Annotated in this window: 18 protein-coding genes and 1 tRNA gene; 7 read left to right on the top strand and 12 right to left on the bottom strand. The window is 61.5% G+C overall.

Features of this window, described 5'->3' with window-relative positions; genetic code table 11:
- Nucleotides 1-7: 7 nt before the first annotated feature.
- From QLG12_RS03510 to QLG12_RS03485, 6 genes are read right to left on the bottom strand one after another with little or no spacing between them, the layout of a single operon-like run.
- Nucleotides 8-1,705, bottom strand: a complete 1,698-nt coding sequence (locus QLG12_RS03510; RefSeq protein ID WP_282473920.1) for a putative porin — start codon at nt 1,703-1,705, stop codon at nt 8-10.
- Between the two features lie 39 nt (nt 1,706-1,744).
- Nucleotides 1,745-2,452: an energy transducer TonB gene (locus QLG12_RS03505; RefSeq protein WP_282473919.1), complete on the bottom strand. Its 708-nt coding sequence runs from the start codon at nt 2,450-2,452 to the stop codon at nt 1,745-1,747.
- Nucleotides 2,453-2,455: 3 nt separating this feature from the next.
- On the bottom strand, nt 2,456-2,881 hold the full coding sequence (locus QLG12_RS03500; protein WP_007955109.1) for a biopolymer transporter ExbD: 426 nt from the start codon (nt 2,879-2,881) through the stop codon (nt 2,456-2,458).
- 11 nt (nt 2,882-2,892) lie between these two features.
- Nucleotides 2,893-4,692 carry a MotA/TolQ/ExbB proton channel family protein gene (locus tag QLG12_RS03495; RefSeq protein WP_197868249.1) on the bottom strand — a complete coding sequence of 600 codons (1,800 nt, stop codon included), beginning with the start codon at nt 4,690-4,692 and terminating at the stop codon, nt 2,893-2,895.
- A 14-nt stretch (nt 4,693-4,706) separates the two neighbouring features.
- Nucleotides 4,707-6,302, bottom strand: coding sequence for a ShlB/FhaC/HecB family hemolysin secretion/activation protein (locus tag QLG12_RS03490; protein ID WP_282473918.1), 1,596 nt, complete (start codon nt 6,300-6,302; stop codon nt 4,707-4,709).
- Nucleotides 6,303-6,357: 55 nt separating this feature from the next.
- On the bottom strand, nt 6,358-6,984 hold the full coding sequence (locus QLG12_RS03485) for a transposase (protein WP_064381840.1): 627 nt from the start codon (nt 6,982-6,984) through the stop codon (nt 6,358-6,360).
- A 269-nt stretch (nt 6,985-7,253) separates the two neighbouring features.
- Here QLG12_RS03485 and QLG12_RS03480 point away from each other — a divergent pair, with 269 nt between their 5' ends.
- Nucleotides 7,254-8,567, top strand: a complete 1,314-nt coding sequence (locus QLG12_RS03480) for an S-type pyocin domain-containing protein (RefSeq protein ID WP_282473917.1) — start codon at nt 7,254-7,256, stop codon at nt 8,565-8,567.
- 9 nt (nt 8,568-8,576) lie between these two features.
- Nucleotides 8,577-8,849, top strand: a complete 273-nt coding sequence (locus QLG12_RS03475) for a bacteriocin immunity protein (RefSeq protein WP_282473916.1) — start codon at nt 8,577-8,579, stop codon at nt 8,847-8,849.
- A gap of 3 nt (nt 8,850-8,852) precedes the next feature.
- On the opposite strand, the gene QLG12_RS03470 is transcribed toward QLG12_RS03475, so the two are convergent.
- From QLG12_RS03470 to QLG12_RS03460, 3 genes are all read right to left on the bottom strand, one after another.
- Complete coding sequence (locus QLG12_RS03470) at nt 8,853-10,061, bottom strand: DSD1 family PLP-dependent enzyme (protein WP_282474083.1); 1,209 nt, start codon at nt 10,059-10,061, stop codon at nt 8,853-8,855.
- A 74-nt stretch (nt 10,062-10,135) separates the two neighbouring features.
- On the bottom strand, nt 10,136-11,464 hold the full coding sequence (locus QLG12_RS03465) for a D-arabinono-1,4-lactone oxidase (protein ID WP_282474082.1): 1,329 nt from the start codon (nt 11,462-11,464) through the stop codon (nt 10,136-10,138).
- Nucleotides 11,465-11,540: 76 nt separating this feature from the next.
- Entirely contained in the window at nt 11,541-11,903 is a 363-nt protein-coding gene (locus QLG12_RS03460) for a c-type cytochrome (RefSeq protein ID WP_197868252.1), read from the bottom strand.
- Between the two features lie 275 nt (nt 11,904-12,178).
- Here QLG12_RS03460 and QLG12_RS03455 point away from each other — a divergent pair, with 275 nt between their 5' ends.
- Together QLG12_RS03455 and QLG12_RS03450 are read left to right on the top strand one after the other, a co-directional pair.
- Nucleotides 12,179-13,804, top strand: a complete 1,626-nt coding sequence (locus QLG12_RS03455; protein ID WP_197868253.1) for an NADP-dependent glyceraldehyde-3-phosphate dehydrogenase — start codon at nt 12,179-12,181, stop codon at nt 13,802-13,804.
- Nucleotides 13,805-13,850: 46 nt separating this feature from the next.
- Nucleotides 13,851-14,891: an FUSC family protein gene (locus tag QLG12_RS03450; RefSeq protein WP_197868355.1), complete on the top strand. Its 1,041-nt coding sequence runs from the start codon at nt 13,851-13,853 to the stop codon at nt 14,889-14,891.
- Nucleotides 14,892-14,894: 3 nt separating this feature from the next.
- Here the strand turns inward: QLG12_RS03450 and QLG12_RS03445 are convergent, their stop codons facing one another.
- A complete protein-coding gene (locus QLG12_RS03445) occupies nt 14,895-15,788 on the bottom strand; it encodes a DMT family transporter (protein WP_064381846.1) in 894 nt (297 codons plus the stop codon).
- 139 nt (nt 15,789-15,927) lie between these two features.
- On the opposite strand from QLG12_RS03445, the gene QLG12_RS03440 reads away from it, so the two are divergent.
- Nucleotides 15,928-16,365, top strand: coding sequence for an Lrp/AsnC family transcriptional regulator (locus tag QLG12_RS03440; protein WP_197868254.1), 438 nt, complete (start codon nt 15,928-15,930; stop codon nt 16,363-16,365).
- A 40-nt stretch (nt 16,366-16,405) separates the two neighbouring features.
- Nucleotides 16,406-16,732 carry a YceK/YidQ family lipoprotein gene (locus QLG12_RS03435; RefSeq protein WP_197868255.1) on the top strand — a complete coding sequence of 109 codons (327 nt, stop codon included), beginning with the start codon at nt 16,406-16,408 and terminating at the stop codon, nt 16,730-16,732.
- Between the two features lie 72 nt (nt 16,733-16,804).
- Here QLG12_RS03435 and QLG12_RS03430 read toward each other — a convergent pair whose 3' ends face one another.
- Nucleotides 16,805-17,476, bottom strand: a complete 672-nt coding sequence (locus QLG12_RS03430) for a Bax inhibitor-1/YccA family protein (RefSeq protein WP_007955123.1) — start codon at nt 17,474-17,476, stop codon at nt 16,805-16,807.
- Nucleotides 17,477-17,598: 122 nt separating this feature from the next.
- On the opposite strand from QLG12_RS03430, the gene QLG12_RS03425 reads away from it, so the two are divergent.
- Nucleotides 17,599-17,686 (top strand) — tRNA-Ser (locus QLG12_RS03425).
- A gap of 207 nt (nt 17,687-17,893) precedes the next feature.
- Here QLG12_RS03425 and QLG12_RS03420 read toward each other — a convergent pair.
- Nucleotides 17,894-19,324, bottom strand: a complete 1,431-nt coding sequence (locus QLG12_RS03420) for an aldehyde dehydrogenase family protein (protein WP_282473915.1) — start codon at nt 19,322-19,324, stop codon at nt 17,894-17,896.
- Between the last annotated feature and the right edge of the window lie 34 nt (nt 19,325-19,358).

Here is a 19,358-nt window from a genome sequence, read left to right as displayed (position 1 = left end):
CGGCGCTTTAGAAGCGCGTGTTGATCTCAAGCTGCATGACGTCGATATCGAACGGCGCGCCATACACCGCCTCCGAGCTCAGCCAGCGGCCGGTGGCGTAGACGTTCTTCGCCAGACCGTAATTGCCGCCCAGGAAGTAGCCCTTGGCGTTGGTGCCGCCGAGGTGGAACGACGAGTCGTTGAAGCCGTCCGGCAAGGCATCCGGCTGGATGTACTTGTAGCCGGCGAACAGGTTCCAGTCGCCCTGCTTCTTCAGCTCCAGCGCGTTGCCGAGGGTGAACTGGACCATCCACGCGTTGGCGCCGCTTTCGATGTTGCCGTTGCTGTCGAGGTTGTTGACGATCTGTCCCGCCGAACGCTTGCGCATGTCGCCTTCGTCGTAGCCGAGGTTGTGGATGTAGTTGCCCTGGCTGCGCAGTTTGAAGTCTTCCGGCAGGTCGGCGTCCCACACCACGTTGAGGTCCAGCAGGTTGAACTCGGACGCCAGGCCGACGAATTGCGGTTGCGGCGTGGTGGTCGGGTTGAGCGGGTTCGGCGTGATGTCACGCAGCAGGAACACGCTGTTGCCCTTCTGCATGAACGCCGCGCGGGTGCCGTCGCTGTCACAGCCCGGTGCGCCGGCCCACGGTTCGCAAGGGCTGGAGCGCTGGCCTTCGATGTCGTCGAAGCGGTAGTAGGCCAGCGCGCCTTTCAAGCGGTTGTTGCTGTTGATCGCCCACTTGGCGCCGATCTGCGCGCCGTACAGCCATTTGTTGTCGCTTTCTTCTTTGTCGAAGCCGTTGCTGGTCGTGGTGTCGTTGGTGTAGTCCACCGGGAACGCACCGACGGTGCCGAACACGCCCCAGTCGCGGCTGAGCTTGTGGTCGAAAATCGCCGCCACGCCGTCGAAGTTCAGGTCGTTGGAGTACAGCATGTCGGTGGACATGAACGGGTTGGCGAAGCGGCCACCGGTCAGGGTCAGTTCATCCGACGGCTTCCAGGTCAGGTAACCCTGATCGAGCCAGATGTCCTTTTTCGAGAAACCGCCGCCGAGGTTCTGGGTGGTCGACACCGGGTTGTTGTCCGAGCCGGTGCCGATGCGGATGCCGGCGGTCCATTGCGGCGAAATCTCCGCTTTCATGCCCAGCCGGGCCCGCAGGCGGAACAGGTTTTCGCGGTCTTCGCGGGTGTTGAGCAACGGCGGCAACGCGGTGCTGCTGTTGGGGTTAACGTCGTACGGGCCGTTGTTGTTGAGCTTGGCGAAGTCGACGATTTCGTTGCTGTTGTTGCCCGAGTAATAGCGCGATTCGTCACGCAGACGGATGTCGCCGTCGAAGCTGATGCGCGACGCCCAGTCCGGGAAGGTGTTGGGCGCGGCCCAGTTTTCCTGTTTGGCGGTGGCCATGACTTCAGCCTTGACCTGATCGCGGATCTGGTCGCGCACCGCGGCCGGCACGTATTGCACCCGCACATCGCCCGGCGCTGCGACCGGCCCGGCGGCCACGGCAGTAGACGCCGCAGCCTGCTTGGCCTGGGCCGCTTCGTTCTGGGCCTGGGCGATCAGCGCGTCAGCCTTGTCCTGTTTCAGAATGCCCTGCTCGACCAGCAAGCGGATCAGATTGATCGTGGCGTTCTCCGAGGGCGCAGGCGCTGCCGCGGCCTGACCGACCAGGGTCGCGAGGACCATGCCGACCGCCAGGGACAATCGATTCACGTTGGAAATCATCTGCACACAACTCCTTTTCATACAGCTTTATGAATTCGGTTAACCCGGACGCCGCCCTTGCAGGGACATGCGCACAGGCAAGGTGATGGAGGCCGGTGGCCGCTCGCTTAAAGCAGGCGCATTGCGCAGCGCGGCGAGCACTTGCGTATCGATTTCGGGATTGCCGCTGGACTTGATCAGCTCGACCCGGGTGATCTCGCCGACGCTGCTCAGCCACACATCGGCCTGCAGCGAAAACGCCAGGTTGCGCAGGTCGGGGTTCTCGCGCAGCAGCTTCTGGAAGGTGAACGCGAGGAACTGGCTATAGGTGCCGTTGCCCAGTCGCCCGCCGCCGGATCCGGCCATGCCGCCGCCCTTGCCCGCGCCGATGTTGAAGGCGTCGCTGCCGCTCTGGGCGTCGCCGTCGATTTGCATCGGGTTGGCCAGATCGTCCGCCGGCGATGGCGGTGCTTCTTCTTCGGGCTTGACCTCTTGCGGCTCCGGCGTTGGCTCGGGCTCGACGATTTTTTCTTCCACCGGGGTTTCCGGCTCCGGCGGTTTTTCCGGCGGCGGCGGAGGTGGCGGTGGCGGCAGCGGAATGATCGTCGGCACCTTCGGCGCTTCCCGGCGGATGCCGCTCATGTCGTTGGCCCACTGCCACAACAGGAACGCCGCGACAGCACCCAGCAGCAGCCCGGCGCCCCATTTCACGTAACGCAGTGGCGACTTCGTCACCGGCAAAGGCTCGATTGGCAGTTGTGCAGTCATCACTCAGCCCTGCGTCGGTTTGCCGGTAACGAGACCGACCTGGGACAGTTCGAGCCGGCGCAACAGATCCAGCACTTCGATGACCTTCTGGTACTGCACCGTGGCGTCGCCGCGCACGATCACCGGGAAGTCCGGGTTTTGCGCCTTCTCGATGCGCAGGCGTTCTTCCAGCTCCGGCAACGTCACCGGGTAGGCGTCGAGGAACACCTGGCCGCCGTCGTTGACCGAGATTGCCTTGGTCTTGGCCTCGGACAGCGACACGGCGGCGCTGGCCTTGGGCAGGTTGATCTGGATCCCGGAGACCTGCGCGGTGGCGGTGAGGATGAACATCACCAGCACCACCATCAGCACGTCCACCAGTGGCGTGATGTTGATGCTGTCTACCGCTGCATCTTCATCATCGTCGTGGGAGGCATTTACGGACGCCATGTCAGTGCTCCTCAGGCCGGTACGGAGTGGTTGGCGTGATGACCGCGCTGATGCGCCGTTTCACTGGACTGGCCTTCGCCGTGCATCTCCGCCAGACGGGTGATGAACTCGTCAACGAACACGCGCATGTCGGCGCTGACTTCCTTGTTGCGGGTGATCAGGCGGTTGTAGCCAAACAGCGCCGGGATCGCGACGAACAGGCCCATGGCCGTGGCGAGCAAGGCGGCCGCCATACCCGGCGCGATGGCGTTGATGTTGACGTCGCCGGCCATGGCGGTGCCGAGGAACACCACCATGATCCCCAGCACGGTGCCGAGCAGGCCGATGTACGGGCCGCCGGCGATGGCGTTGGACAGGGTCGAGAGTTTCGAGCTGAGCTGCTGGTTTTCACGGGTGCGGACGCCGTCCATCGAGCAGCGGATGGCTTCGATGGTCGCGGCGGAAACGGACGAGGTATCGGCGCCCTGCTCGCGGCGGGTGCGGATTTCTTTCACGGCCACCAGATACAGGCGCCACAGCGGCGAGTGCTGCAAACGCTGGGCGAGTTGGGTGTCGTCGGCGAACATTTCCAGGCGGGTGCCAACCTTGGCAAATTGCACGCGGAAGTCTTCGTTGGCGGCGGTGACGCGGCTGAGGGTGCGGTTCTTGCGCAGCATGATGATCCACGACTGGAACATCATCAGCACCAGCACCGCGATGATCACCCAGGCGTCCACCGGCACCGCGTTGAGCAGGAAACCGAGGCTGCCGAAACCGAAGCCGGACTGTTCTTCATCGACGCCGTAGGCGACCAGTTTCGACTCGGCGCCCTGGGAAGTGGCGTCGGCCAGCAGCAACGGCGCCGGGCGGGCGACTTTCGACAGGCGCAGTTCATCAATGGCCCCCGCGAATGGCTGGAACGCGCTCGGGGAGAGATCAGCACCAATGGCCATGACCGAGTTGAACGCCGGCATTGCCTGGGCCAGTGCCGCACTTTCGCGACCGTTGATGTACAGCGTCACTTTCGCGCCTTCGGCGGTCAGTGCGACGTGCTGCCATTGGCCGGGATTCAGCGGTTGAGTGGCCACGGCGCGCTGGCCGTCGATGTCCACGAACGGCACGCCCTGATTCACCCCGACCAGCAGGCTGTTGCTGCCCTCGCGGCGTGCCAGGATCAGTTGTTCGCCATTGGCCTGATCCAGTCGCAGCCAGGCACTGAAGGTGAACGCGCTGCCGGCGTTGTGCTGCAACGACGGACTGGCCGGCAGCAGCAACGGCTGGCCGCTGAACTGCAAGGCCCGCCCTACTACGCCGTCAATGCTTGCGCCGGTCGCACTTTGCGCGGTGTTGCCGTAGGCGGTGGTGTCTTTGGCCGGGGTGCCGGTGGCGCCGTCGAAGTGATAGAGCGCGGTGTAATTCGGATCGAACGTCAGTTGGCCGTTGCCGGTGGCCGGGGCCTTCTGGTTGCCGTAGTACATCCAGATGTCCTGACGCTGACCGCCCTCGACATTCGGCACATCGACCCAGATCAGCGCCATGCCCATCAGCGCGTCGAAGCTTTCGATCTGGTGGTTGAGCACGGTCTTGTCATCGGCGGCGACGAAGCGCAGGTCCGAGCCGTCCTCTTTCACGCCGTCGAAGGTGAAGTTGCCGGTGTGCAGGCGTACCAGCAGCGCGGTGCGACCCAGAGCCTGATTGATCGCGGCGCCTTGCGGCGTGGTGTCGACGGCGATCTGTTTGCGGTAATGCCAGTCGTCCTGCCACCAGGCCTGGGCCGTGGCCGGGAGCACGAAGCCCAGGCAGATCAACAACGAAAGGAAAAGGCGCTGCATGGAGGTGCTCCTTGTTAGAAAGTGGCCTGAAGGTTGAAGTGCAGGCGCGATTCCTGTTTCGAGGTGTTCGGCCCTTCGAGTAGCGGATAGCCCCAGTCGAGGCTGCCGGACAGCCATTTGCTCAGGCTGGCGCGGGTGCCGAGGCCGACGCTGGCCAAGGCGTAATTGGCGTCCTGGTCCGGCAGCTCGTCGCGCAGGTAGAGTTGCGCGCCTTCGGCGAAGGCGTAGAAGCGCCAGTCCTGCATCCAGGTGCCGGCGTACTTGGCCAGTGACGGCGTGCGGACTTCCTGACTGAGCAACACGCCGTCATCACCGGTGCGCTCGGCGGCCAGATAGCCGCGTACCGAAGTGGCGCCACCGGCGGAGAATTGTTCGTTGGAAACCAGAGGCCCCGACGCCAGCTGGAACGCGGCTTTGCTTGCGCTCTGCCAGTCGTTGTCGAAGGTCCAGGTGAAGTTGGTATCGCCCTTGAGCACGGCGAAACTCGGGTTGGCGCGGTAGCGTTTGTAGTCGAAGTCTTCGTCGGAGCTGCCGTAGCCGAAGATGCTGCGGGTGGCGGCGACCAGGCTCAGGCCGAGGCCGAGCTGGCTCTTTTCGCTGTAGCGATAGCCGTTATAGGCGAAGGTGAACGGCGCGTATTTGAGCGGCACCTTGTCGCTTTCGCCGGACAGGGTCAGGCGTTCGTCGAAGTCCTTGAAGTCGATGCCGGCCGACAGCGAGTTCGACCAGTTGCCACTGGACGGGATCGTGTAGATCGCCGCTACGCCATAGGAATGGCCCTTGCCGAGCACGTTGCTGCCGCCGAGGGTGGCGACGTTGCTGTCGGACTGGTAACCGGAGAACTGCACGCTCCAGCGCTCGGTCAGCGGCGCGGTGTAGGAGCCGGACCAGACCTTGGCGTTGTCAGTCTCCTGAGGCGCGGTGAAGAACGTCAGGTTGACGCTGTGCCCCAACTGCCAAAGGTTGTTGTAGCCGAGGCTGGTGACGGTGCGCAGTTTTTCGGTGTCGGCGCTGTAGTCGTTGTTCAGCCCGACGCTGGCGGTCCACGGGTTCTGGTCTTCGACCTGCAAGTCCACGTCCATGGTGCCGGGGCGCTGACCTTCACGCACCAGCGGCATCACCTGGCGGCCCGGGGTCTTGTTGAGTTGCGCCAGTTCGCCCTGAACTTTGGCGAAGTCCGGCACCTCGCCTTCCTTCAGCGCCGGGACGTTGTCGCGGATGTCCAGCGGCGAATAGTGTTTGGCGCCGACCACACGGACCCGGCCGACCTTGGTTTCACTGACTTGCAGGTAGACGATGCCGTCGGCCACCGCCTGCTCGGGCAGTTCAACGAACACCGATTGGTAGCCGCGCTCCTGATAGGCCTTCTGCAAGGCATCGCGCGCGCCTTCGATGTCGCTCATGGCTTTTTGCGGGCCGAGGAACGGGTACACCGCTTCTTCGATAGCCCGCGCATCGAGCACGGTGTTGCCGCGCACGAAGTATTCGTTGACGTCCACCAGACGCTGCGCCTCTGCGTTCCCGGCCTCATCGGCGAACGCCGGCTGCGCGCCGGCCGTCACCAGCAGCCAGCCCCACAGCGCCAGCCGTGACGTGAAAATCTGCTCCACACTACCCCCTGAATTTCGCGATGACCTGTTGGCGCTCATGCGCCTTGCGTGTGCGTCAGTTACTGGCGTTCTTGATTGCTGAAGTGCAGGCCCCGGTGTGCTTGCCCAGCCAGGTGTGCAGCAGCGCGAAGTTCAAGGAGAACTCGGGCATTTGCAGCAGCGCGCCGCAGAACACTTCACCGATGATTTTCTGGATGAGCTGCACCGCACGCGGCTCGTTGAGCAGCGTGGCGATGTCGCGACTGAGGACGTTGAAGCTCCAGACTTTCTGGTTCAGGCCAAGGCCGACGAACCAGCGAAACAGCAGGTTGTAATTGAGCTGTTCGTAGAGCTGCTGCTCGCTGGGTACTGAATACAGCAGTTGCAGCAGCAGAATGTGCATGACCGTCTGCGGGGCGATCAGCATGCCGGGTCGGGCATTGAGTTCGTGCAGGAGGTCGCGGTGGGCGTCGAGCAGGTCGTCGATCTGCGGGCGCAGCAGCACCAGCGAATGCCCCGGCGGAATGTAGCTGGAGACCTCCTTCAAGGCGCCCTGCCAGTCATCCTGCGAGACGATCCAGACCCACGGCGCGCCGTAGCGATACACAGAAACCGGCTTCTTGCGCGCGGCTTCGACGATCTTCGACAGGCGTTGATCGAGTTCCTGCATGCCCACTTTCGAGTAGCGTTCCATAGTCCCCATTGCCTCACTCCCGGCGTCCCGCCTCGGCTTGTGAAAAGCGCCCCTCAGGGCCCCTCAAGCGCGTTACATAGGCATGACCGGACTGGCGATGTGCTACCGAACTTTTGTCATAAAAGCTTCATTACAGAAATCCACTGAGGATTGAGGAAGCTGCAGCAACACCGCGAAACAGGAAATTTCAGCGCTGCATTTAGGAAACGTCCTAACGCCAGGTCAGGGGCCGCCCGGTTAGGTTTCGCGCCTCTTCGGTTACATGCAGAAAAACAACCATGGCGCGGGACAACGACATTCCCCAGGTCTGGGAAGACCGGGGCGGCAATGGCGGCGCCGGACACGGCAGGCTTGTCCCACGGGACATGACGTCGACCGAGTTCGCCGAATTCAAAGCCCGAGAAGCGACCTACGACGCAATGATCGCCCGCCAGCAGGCGTATGAAGATCGGCACTTGCGCCAGATCGAGCAGCGTCCGCAAGCGCCCGGCCGGGGTTGTGTGTTCGCCATAAGCTGCAACCTTTCGGACGGCGTGATAGATCACAAAAATCCGGCCGGTTTCATCCCGACCGAACGCCTGGCCGAGTACGGTCAGTGGGCCGTTCTTGGCAGCCAGGTGCCGATAAGCGCTGAAGGCGTGCCATTGAAATGGGTGGCAGGCTCCGGAAGCGGTCGGGCGCTGGCCCAGCGGCTCGGCGGTTCGCTCGGGCTCAGCCTGTTGAGTGGCGCCAGTACCGTCGGCACGCTGGCGTTGTTGATCCCCAACACGGATACCTCGTCCGACAGCGCTTTTTACACAACCGAACAATACGCACTACTCGCCAGCGGCCGCACCCGTGTGCGCTTCAGTGCCAAGACACTGCCCGACGGCTCAATCAGCGCCTACGGCTTCTACACGGGTGGCAAGAAAGACTGGGAGTTCGTCCCGGTCATCAAGGCGCAACGAGAAGGCGAACACTTCGTCGCCGACCTCGGCCACGGCATCGGCCTGATCTGGACACCTGCCGCCAATCCCGACGACGCGCCACCCATCCCAGCCCTGGAAGGCGCCCCGCCGCTGCCGACGATCTGGGTCTATCCGCCGGGCGAGAAGACTGACCGCATCCTCGTCAATCCGCAGCATCCGCCGGATTATCACGACGCGATCGTCTGGTTTCCGGCGGATGCGGGGCTGGCACCGATTTATGTGGTGCTCAGCACGCGGTATGAGCCGGGGGTTGTGACGGGGGTGGGTGAGGATGTGGAGGGACGATGGCTCGACACTGCCCGTTCCGGACTCGGAGCGCCAATTCCAACCAATATGGCCAGTCAATTAAGAGGACGTCGTTTCTCCAGCTTCGATGCATTCCGACGAGCGTTCTGGACCGCCGTATCGAAAAGGCCGGAATTGAGTTCCCAGTTTTCGCGCAGGGATCTGGATCGTATGCGAGCAGGAAAAGCCCCGCGTGTCGATATTTCGGATGTGGCAGGCTCAAGGATCTCGCATGAGATACATCACGTGGAGCTGATTTCAGAGGGTGGTCCGGTTTACGACGTCGATAACATGCGAGTTAACACACCTCGAAACCACATTGACGTACATCAGAATTAAGGAAAGAAAATGAAGGATCCCTTTATCAAAAACAACATTTCTGAATACACGGAGCGCGAGTTCGTTAGTTTTCTGGAAGAAATATTCAAAGAGGACCAGGCGCCTTCTGATACCCGCGCCGACTTGCTGGTTCGCCACTTCAACAAGATCGTCGGGCATCCGGAGAAGATGAACCTGATCTATCGTCCGCTGCCCGAGGCCGATGACTCAGCGGAAGGAATAACCCGAACCATAAAAGAATGGCGCATATCCCAAGGCCTGCCGGGATTCAAATCCGACTAACCTTCATGTATACACCGGCCAGGTATCGACGATCTTGCCGCCACGTACCGCCAGCAAGTCACCGAATTGCAGGAGGACGGCTTCAGTCTGGGTCGGTCGCAGGAACACCTGATCCTCCACCGTCAGCCCCACGGCATTTGAACCATTGACCATCTCCTGATTCGAACTTCGGCCATACACACCGTTACTCTGCAGGCCCGGCGGCGATTCGAACTCAGCCATCCAGTTGCCGCCGTAGATGAAGAAGGTCTGGCGCTGGTTGGTGTCCCACCACGAAAACAGTTTCGACTTGTCGTCCAGCGCCGGGATGTTCACCGGCCCCGTGCTTTTCAACACCGGCGTGGCGATGTACGCGGCAGGCTCGTGTTCGACCAGCGACGGCAAGTCGTAATGCGTCGGCTTGAGCATCGCCGTCCCCACCGATACTTCACTGCTCAGGTGTTCGTTTTCATGCATGCGATAACTCGGGCTGCCAGCAGTGTTCAGGCACAAGCCGTCATGCCACAACGCCGGATATTGCTGCCGGGTGAAGTCGACGCAGCGTTGATAAATCACCATCACCCTGGCTAACAGTTCTTCGGGCGAACCGAGAATCCCCGGCACGCCCATGCCCACGAACGGGTCGTAGCCCATGAACCCGGCAAACACCAGGTGCTGCGGGTTGGCGGCGATCAGCGCGAGCATCTGCCCGAGCACGTTCACATCACTGACGCCGCCTCGGTGCAGGCCGACGTCCAGCTCGATGTTGATCCGCATCCGCGTGCCCAATCCCTGGGCCAGTGCGAGGTATTGCTGCAAGCGTTCGGGGTTGTCGATCAGCCATTGCAGTTGCTTCGTCGGGTCGAACGGGCCTTTGTGGGTCTGGTAGAAAATCTCCGCCGAGCGTACCGGCAACGGCTTGCCCAACAGAATGTCCGACTGCGGAAACGTCACCGCATCGTGATTGAGAAACGGCTGATGAAACGACATCAGTCGCTGCGTCCCCGCCCGTTGACTGATGTAGCTGAGCAGGCCCGGCGATGGCAGGGATTTCTCCACCAGCCGCAACTGCTTGCCTGCGCGTTTGACCGAGCGCATCACCACATCGATGTTGTGATCCAGCCGATCCAGATCGATCAGCAGCACCGGGCGCATCGGCCCTTTGGTCTTGAGTTCGTTGTTCAGCGCCCGGAAATAGTCACTGTAAGGCCCGCCGCGATCCCCCGGCCGCAACCATGCGCCAACCCCCACCAGCAAAGCGCCAACACCCAAAGTCCCGAGCACGAAATTACGTCGATTGACCGCCATCAGCTCACCCCCAGAATCGACGACAGATGCCCGTTGAGAAACTTGCCGCTCGGGTCCAGCGCCTGGCGTACCTGAATGAATTCCTGCCAGCGCGGATAGAGCGTTTGCAACGTGCGGGCATTGAGCGAGTGCAACTTGCCCCAGTGCGGGCGGCCGTTGTACTTCCAGAAGATCGGCTCGACGGCGGCGAAGAAGTTGTGATGGTCCATCTGGTAATGCTGGTGGACCGAGATCGAGCAGCTGTCGCGGCCCTCGAACATGCTCAGCGGAATGTCGTCAGCCTTCACGTAGCGGTATTCGATGGGAAACCAGGTGCGCAGGTCCTTGTCGCGGATCAGCTTGAGAATCTCGCGCAGACAGGCCGGGCCGTGTTCGGCGGGCACCGAATATTCCATCTCGTTGAAGCGCACTGTGCGCACGTTGGCGTAGATGTCGAACGAGTCGCCGACCCGATCATCGAAACTCGCCAGATGCCGCAGGCTGTTGAGCAACGAGCTGCGCAGGCTCGGGAAATCGCTGCCGTACTTGTCGATCTTCTCGATCAGGGTCACGAACTCGTTGCCGCCCTCCTCTTCGGGCGGAATCGGCGGCGTGGGCGGATCAGTGGTTTCGTTGAGGGCGATCGACAAGGCGTAGTCGGAATGAGTGACGACGAGCATTTCCCAGTGCTGGTTTTCGCTTGTGTTCTTGTCGATGTCTTCCAGCAGCTCTTCGGTCTTGGCGATCCACTGGGTTTCCCGCAGGCGATAGGCCGGGCGGTTTTGCAGGCGGATTCTGGTGGCCACGCCCAGCGCACCGAGGGACACACGGGCAGCGTTGAACACTTCGGGATGACGTTGGCTGTCGCAGTCCAGCACCTCGCCGCTGGCGGTTACCAGTTGCATCCCGCAGACATGGGCCGAGTAAGACTGGAAGGTTTTTCCGGTGCCGTGGGTCGAGGTGGAAATCGCCCCGGCGAGGGTCTGGTAGTCGATATCGGCCATGTTTTGCAGGGCCTGGCCGATGTCCTTGAGCGGCGTGCCCATACGCGACATCGGCGTGCCGGCGGCGAATTCCGCTTGCAGGGTTTTCGGGTCGTGATCGAGCAGACCGTTGAAGTAGCTCAGCGACAGCAACGTGCCGTCGGTGGGCACCAAAGCACTGAAGGAATGCGCCGAACCGACCGGGCGAATCCTGCCCGGCGCCTGCTGAATCACTGCGGTCAGTTCATCGAGATTTTTCGGTGCCACTCGCGCCGCCGGCAGGCAACTCTGCCCGCCCGACCAGTTGCGCCAGGGAATCAGCCGAGGTGCGCGCATCAACTGGCCCAGCGCCGGATTGCAGGCCAGCGCGCTGAACGCGCCGACGATGCTTGCCCGTTGCAATAACTGCCGGCGTGTCAGATCTATCGGCATGCCAGGATCCTTATTGTGGGAGCGGCTGGTCGGCCATGAAGCCGATCAACTGAAGGAATTGTTCTTCCGAGCACTCGACGCACTGACCCATCGGCGGCATGCCGTTGTAGCCGTTGATAGCGTGGTCGAGCAGCGTGTCGGCGCCCTGCTGGATGCGCGGTTCCCAGGCCTTGCGGTCGCCGGTCAGCGGCGCATTGGCGGCGGGGTTGGCGTGGCAGAGCTGGCAGCTGTTGGCGTAGATCTGCGCCAGCGCCGGGTCGGAGGGCATGGCACCCGGGGCGATGCCGGATGAGGTCGGGGGTTTGGCGTCTTCGCCGCAGCCGGCCAGTGCAACGGCCAGCAACAGCAGCCAGGTGAAACGGGATGCCCGCATAAAAATCCTCGCGTGAGGTGCCGCTTATTGTTGTGCTCCCACCTTAAGGCAGCGACGGCGGCGGGCTGAGGGCATTGCGGGACAGTGAGGGGGGCATCCGGGGCCAGTCGGGTTCCCTGAAGAATCGGGTATTGCTGAAAACCTGTGGGAGCTGCGGTGTCATCCCCTCTGCCCTGCGCCTTTGGGTGACATTCGCGTGACATTTGCGGGTTTAAATTTCGGCGCATTCAGGCGTATAACCGTTACAGACTTTTTCAATGACGCGGGGTAGCGACATGACCACAGCAAACATCCTTGGCAACCTGTTCCCTTCTGTCAGCGACATCCCGGAAAAATACCGCCTCGACGGTCAGGTCGAGCAACGCGAATACCTGGTCGATGGCCAGTTGCGCCGCTGGGATGGCCCGCTTGCCACCGTGCGCAGTCCGGTCTATCTGCACGGCGATAATGGCGACGAACAAGTGATCCTCGGCAGCACGCCGCTGCTGGACGCCGACACCGCCCTCACCGCCCTCGACGCCGCCGTGCGCGCCTATGACCGGGGCCAGGGCCTGTGGCCAACCATGCGCGTCGCCGAACGCATCCAGCACGTCGAAGCCTTCCTCGGGCGCATGCGCCAGCAACGCGACGCCGTGGTGAAGCTGCTGATGTGGGAAATCGGCAAGAACCTCAAGGACTCGGAGAAGGAATTCGACCGCACCTGCGACTACATCGTCGACACCATCAATGCGCTGAAAGAACTCGACCGCCGCTCCAGCCGCTTCGAGCTGGAACAGGACACCCTCGGCCAGATCCGCCGCGTTCCGCTCGGCGTAGCGCTGTGCATGGGCCCTTACAACTATCCGCTGAACGAAACCTTCACCACGCTGATTCCGGCGCTGATCATGGGTAACACCGTGGTATTCAAACCGGCAAAACTCGGCGTACTGCTGATCCGTCCTTTGCTTGAAGCCTTCCGCGACAGCTTCCCCACCGGCGTGATCAACGTGATCTACGGCAGCGGCCGCGAGACCGTCAGTGCACTGATGGCCAGCGGCAAGATCGACATCTTCGCCTTCATCGGCACCAACAAGGCCGCCAGCGACCTGAAAAAACTGCACCCGAAACCACACCGCTTGCGCGCAGCATTGGGCCTGGATGCGAAGAACCCCGGCATCGTCCTGCCGGAAGTCGATCTGGACAATGCGGTGAGCGAAGCGGTCACCGGCTCCCTGTCGTTCAACGGCCAGCGCTGCACCGCGTTGAAGATTCTGTTCGTGCATGAAGATGTGGTGGACAGTTTCATCGAGAAATTCAACGCCAAACTGGCCAGCCTCAAACCGGGCATGCCGTGGGACAACGGCGTGTCGCTGACGCCGTTGCCGGAGTCGGGCAAGGTCGATTACCTGCACGGGCTGGTGGCTGACGCGCAGAGCAAAGGCGCCCAGGTGGTCAATCCGAATGGTGGCGAGTCGCGGGAATCGTTCTTCTACCCGGCGGTGCTGTACCCGGTGACGCCGCAGATGCGCGTTTATCAGGAAGAGCAGTTCGGGCCGGTGGTGCCGATTGTGCCGTACCGTCACCTCGATACCGTGATCGACTACGTGCTGGAATCGGACTTCGGCCAGCAACTGAGCATCTTCGGCACCAACCCGGTGGCCGTCGGCCGGCTCGTCGACACCTTCGCCAACCAGGTCGGGCGGATCAACCTCAACGCCCAGTGCCAGCGCGGCCCGGACACCTACCCGTTCAACGGTCGCAAGAACTCCGCCGAAGGCACGCTGTCGGTACACGATGCACTGCGGGTGTTTTCGATCCGCACCCTGGTGGCGACCAAGTTCCAGGAACCCAACAAGGATCTGATCAGCGAAATCATTCGCGGACGGGATTCGAACTTCATCGCCACCGACTACATCTTCTGAGGAGGAATCAGCGCTGAGCACTTTCAGCCCCCACCGCTGGCCGCCGCTGTTGCGGCGGATCCTGCGGCCGTTGCTCGACCCGTATCGACGTTATCGCCATGCTCGAACGATTCACGCGGTGCGGGTCGCGTTGGGGTTGCTGGCGACAATCCTGCTGACCACCGGCATCAATCTGCCCCACGGCGAATGGGCGTCGGTGACCATGCTGGTGGTGATCGGCGGCCTGCAGCACCACGGCAACATCGGCAAGAAAGCCGCCGAGCGTGCCACCGGCACCTTGATCGGTGCCGGCGTCGGTTTGTTGATCGTGGCGCAACAGGCGTGGCTCGGCATGCCGTGGCTGACCTATTTTGCGATGGCAGTGGTCTGCGGATTTTTCTCGTATCACGCCATCGGCAAGGGCGGCTACACCGCCCTGCTCTCGGCCATTACCGTGTTCATTGTCGCCGGGCATGGCGACAACCCGATCACCGACGGGCTGTGGCGCGGGGTCGATATCCTGATCGGTATCGCCCTGGCCCTGGCCTTTTCCTTCGCCCTGCCGCTGTACGCGGTGTACTCGTGGCGCTACAACCTGGCCGACGCGCTGCGCGACTGCGCCACGGTGTACGGGCGGATCATTGGCGGCCAACCGGTGACGGCCGACGAACACTTGAAGTTGATGAGCCGGCTGAACGCGGTGATGGTGCAACTGCGCTCGCTGATGCCGTCGGTGTCCAAGGAAGTCAAAGTCTCGATGACTGAGCTGGACGCCATCCAGCGCAACCTGCGCATGTGCATCAGCACCCTGGAAATCCTCGGCAACATTCGCCCGGATGCCAACGACCCCGACGCCATGGCGCATCTGCAAGCCGCGCTCAAGACTGAGCACCGGCACATTCGCGTGCAATTGATCGGCATGGCCCGAGCGTTGAAATCCGGTGCGGCCCAGAGACTGGGGCGCCCGGTGGAGTTGCCGGACGCCAGTCTCGACACGCCGGTCTACAACGCGCTCGATGGCTACCGTTTGTTGACCCGGCAACTGGCGGCCAACATCGGCGAGATGCGCCAGCGCCTGGCGAAGACCGCGCCGCGCTGGAATATCTAGGGTTTACTGCGCGGCCAGGCGCCGCGCCTTCAATCCCCAACCCTGTTGCATGCCCGCAGCGGCCAATAGAATCGCCGCCACGCCGATCCATTGCAGGGTTTGCAGTTGATGACCGAAGGCAAACCAGTCAACGAAAATCGCCGCGATCGGGTAGATGAATGACAGCGCGCCGGTCAATGCGGTCGGCAGTTTCTGGATCGCGCCGTAAAGCAGCACGTACATCAGCCCCGTGTGAACGATGCCCAGCGTTACCAGACTGGCCCAGGCACTCGGTGCCTCGGGCATCGCTGAAAAATGCGCGAACGGCGCGAGCAACAGCACGCCGGTGCAGACCTGGATCAGCGCGATCAGATGCGGCGGCGTGCCAGTCAGACGCTTGATGATCAACGCGGCGATGGCGTACAGAAACGCCGCCCCCAGCGCCAGCGCAATCCCCATCAGGTAATCATTGCCACCCTCGCCCTGCCCGCCGTGGGCACTGACGATGGCCAGCATTCCCATGAAAGAAATCGCCAGCCAGAACATCTTCTGCAGGGTGATCCTCTCGCCGAGAAACAGCGCCGCCAAACCCACCAGCATGAACGGCTGCACGTTGTACACCGCCGTGCCGATGGCAATCGAGGCCCTTGAATAGGAGGCGAACAACAGCACCCAGTTGCCGACGATTGCCACCCCGCTGAGCACCGCCAGCAGGAATGTGGTGCGGGTCAGAATGCCTGGGCGCAGAAAGCCGAACGCGGCGCAGATCAGCAACAAGGTGCCGGCGCCGAACAGGCAGCGCCAGAACACCACGTCCAGCACCGGTTGCCCCGACACCAGCACGAACCAGCCGATCGTCCCGGATATCAGCATGGCGGCGGTCATTTCGAATGAGCCGCGACGGATTGTTTTGTCCATCATCTATCTCCTTAATGTGTGGCAAAAGTATGCCAAGCGAGATCGGGGCCTCTCCAGCGGAAAAAGCAGGCTAAACTCGGTTTCTGCCTTTTTTATCAAGGGTAGTTTGTGCCATTCGCCTAATGTGGGAGTTTCTTGTATGACCGACGATATCGACCAGATCCTGATCGGGGCCCTGATGGAGGATTCGCGGCGCTCGCTCAAGGCCCTGGCGCAAATCAGCGGGTTGTCATCGCCGAGCGTGGCCGAGCGCCTGCGGCGGCTGGAGGAACGCGGTGTGCTCAAGGGTTACACCGTTGAAGTTGACCCGAAATGCTTCGGTTATCAGTTGCAGGCGATTGTCCGGGTGCGGCCATTACCGGGGCAGTTGCAGGAGGTCGAGCGGCAGATTCTATCGATTCCCGAGTTCACCGAGTGCGACAAGGTGACCGGCGAGGATTGCTTCATTGCCCGTTTGCATGTGCGTTCGATGGAACAGTTGGACACCCTGCTTGATCGGCTGAATACGCTGGCGGAAACCAATACCGCGATCGTCAAGAAGACCCCGGTGAAACGTCGATTGCCACCGATGGCCTGAGCGGCGTAGTTTGAGTCTTTTCCGGCGAAGGATTGGCGGTATGAAAATTCAGGCAATGATGCTTTCTGTGTTGATGCTGGCCGGGTGCGGGACGGTGCAGACCGTGGCGTTCAGCGATAAGTTTTCCACCGACCAGTTGAAGGCTAAAAAATCCTACTGCGGCGCTGTACCGCGCATCTACAGTGGCGTGACGTACGACTTCTGCATGCTGCACGCCGAAAAGCCGGATGACGTCGATGCGTTCAACTACAAGAACGCTACACCGGGTCTGCTGGTCGATGCGGCCGTGTCGGGCGTGCTCGATACGTTGCTGCTGCCCTACACGATCTACAAGCAACAGGCTGATGGCAGCATCGAGATCAATTGATCGTCTGCTCCCTTTTCCGCTGGCAACAAAAAACCCGCTTTCGCGGGTTTCTTGTTTGTAGCGGTGAGGCGATCAGTCGTCGCGGCTCATGATGCCGAAGATCTGCAACAGGCTGACGAACAGGTTGTAGATCGATACATACAGGCTGATGGTCGCCATGATGTAGTTGCGCTCGCCGCCGTGGATGATGGCGCTGGTCTGGAACAGGATGCAGACCGACGAGAACAGCACGAAACCTGCGCTGATCGCCAGTTGCAGGCCGCTGATCTGGAAGAACATGCTCGCCAGCGTCGCGCCCAGCAGGACGAAGAAACCAGCGGTGATGAAGCCACCAAGGAAGCTCATGTCCTTGCGGGTGATCAGCACGTAGGCCGACAGGCCACCGAACACCAGTGCCGTCATCGCAAACGCGGAGCTGACCACTTCAGCGCCGCCCTGCATGCCCAGGTAACGGTTGAGGATCGGGCCGAGCAGGAAACCCATGAAACCGGTCAGGGCAAATGCCGACACCAGGCCCCAGGCAGAGTCACGAAGCTTGTTGGTAAGGAAGAACAGACCGTAGAAACCGATCAGTACCACGAAAATGTTCGGGTAGCCGACCCGCATCTGCTGGGCCACGAACGCCATCACACCGCTAAATGCGAGGGTGAGCGCCAGTAGACCGTAAGTGTTGCGCAGGACGCGGCTAACCTCTAGCTGCTCAGCCTGCACGCTGTTGTGAACTGCGTAATCCTGTTCGCGCATGGCGACACTCCTGTTGGTTTGAAACGTTCAGTCGCAAAGATCATAACAGACGCTCTGTAACAAGCCATGCACAGAGTTTGACAGTGTGTTTCATTCAGGTATTATGGCGCCCGCAACGCAACGGAGGTGTGGCCGAGTGGTTTAAGGCAACGGTCTTGAAAACCGTCGACTGTAACAGGTCCATGAGTTCGAATCCCATCGCCTCCGCCATATTTGATACGACAAAGCCCTGATTATTCAGGGCTTTGTCGTTTTTGGCTTTCGGTGTAATAGATCCGAGGTCTCTGCTTCATCTACAACACTCCTTCTGCTTACACAGAATTTAGTTGTGTTGCATCGATCGGTTGAATCCACAGCCAAAAGCGGACGCTAACCGCCATTCCTCATCCAGTGCTCCCAGACAGGAACCTGACCCAGTCAATTCAATGGGTCATAGCTGATCAACGTCTTTGGCTCCAAATACGCGCTCATCCCCCACCTGCCCATTTCGCGCCCAAGGCCTGAATGCTTGAATCCACCGAAGGGGGCACGCGGTTCGTGGGCCAGGGTGTTGATGAGCACGCGTCCCGAATCGATCTGACGGGCGACGTTCATACAACGTTCGGAGCTTTTTCCCAGCACCAGGGCGCTCAGCCCATAGTCCGTATCGTTGGCAATGCTGATCGCATCGGCATCATCCTCGTAGGGGATGATCGTCAGCACGGGGCCGAAAATTTCCTCACGCGCGATGCGCATCCGGTTGGTGGCATCAGTGAAGATCGTGGGCTTCACGAACCATCCGGCATGCAAGCCTTCCGGGCGACCTTCGCCACCCGCCAGCAACCTCGCGCCTTCTTCGTGGCCGGTACGGATGTAGCGCTGCACCCGCTCCCATTGTTTCTGGCTCACCATCGGACCGATGTCGGTGTCGGCGTTGCGTGGATCGCCCGATTGAATCTGTGAGACACCCTCCTTCGCAATCCGCTCGAACTCTGCCAGCCGGCTGCGCGGCACGAGGATGCGAGTGCCCGCGATGCAAGCCTGGCCGCTGTTGAGAAATCCGGCTTGCAGCACCAACGGCATGACCGCTTGGAAATCAGCATCGTCAAGCACCACGGTGGGGGACTTGCCGCCCAATTCGAGCGTCACGCGCTTCATGGTGTCGGCACCGGTTCTTACCAGATGCTGACCGACAGCGGACGAACCCGTGAACGAGATCTTGGCAACGTCGGGATGACGGGCGATCTCCTCGCCAACCACATCGCCCCGTCCGTTGACGACATTGAATACACCCGGTGGCAGCCCCGCTTCGTGCAACGCTCTGACCACGACCTGCGTCTGCAACGCGCTCATCTCGCTGGGCTTGATGACAGCGGTGCAGCCTGTCGCCAGCGCAGTGGCCAGCTTGTTGCAGATGAAGCCCGCATTGCTGTTCCAGGGCGTGATCAGACCGGTCACGCCCACGGGCGTCAGAATGACCCTGGCCACGCCGACCTGTTCCTCGAAATCGAACGCCTCCAGTGCATCGATTGCTTGCGCAATCACATCGGCCGGATAAGTCGCCATCCAGCGCCCGCGAACCGCAGGCGCGCCGTATTCCACGAGGATGGCTTCCAACAGTTCCTCCTCCCTTGCCGCCATGGCCCGGTGCATGCGTTGCAGTGCCGCAATACGCTCCCCCCGGCTAGTACGAGCCCACGCCGGGAACGCAACCTTGGCGGCTGCGATCGCACGCTGTGCGTCCAATGCATCGCCCAGCCGAACCTGACCGATGACTTCCTCGGTGCTCGGGTTATGAAGGGCGAACCATTCCTGACCGTGCGGAATGACGAACTCGCCGTCGATGTAGATATGTTCAATGAGTTGCATGGCGACTCCTCGCTCAAAAACGACTCGCCTGAAT

The organism is Pseudomonas sp. V88_4 (assembly GCF_029967985.1).
Classification (GTDB): domain Bacteria; phylum Pseudomonadota; class Gammaproteobacteria; order Pseudomonadales; family Pseudomonadaceae; genus Aquipseudomonas; species Aquipseudomonas glycinae.
Note: the sequence above shows the minus strand (reverse complement) of the source record. Positions and strands in the feature narration are given on the sequence as shown.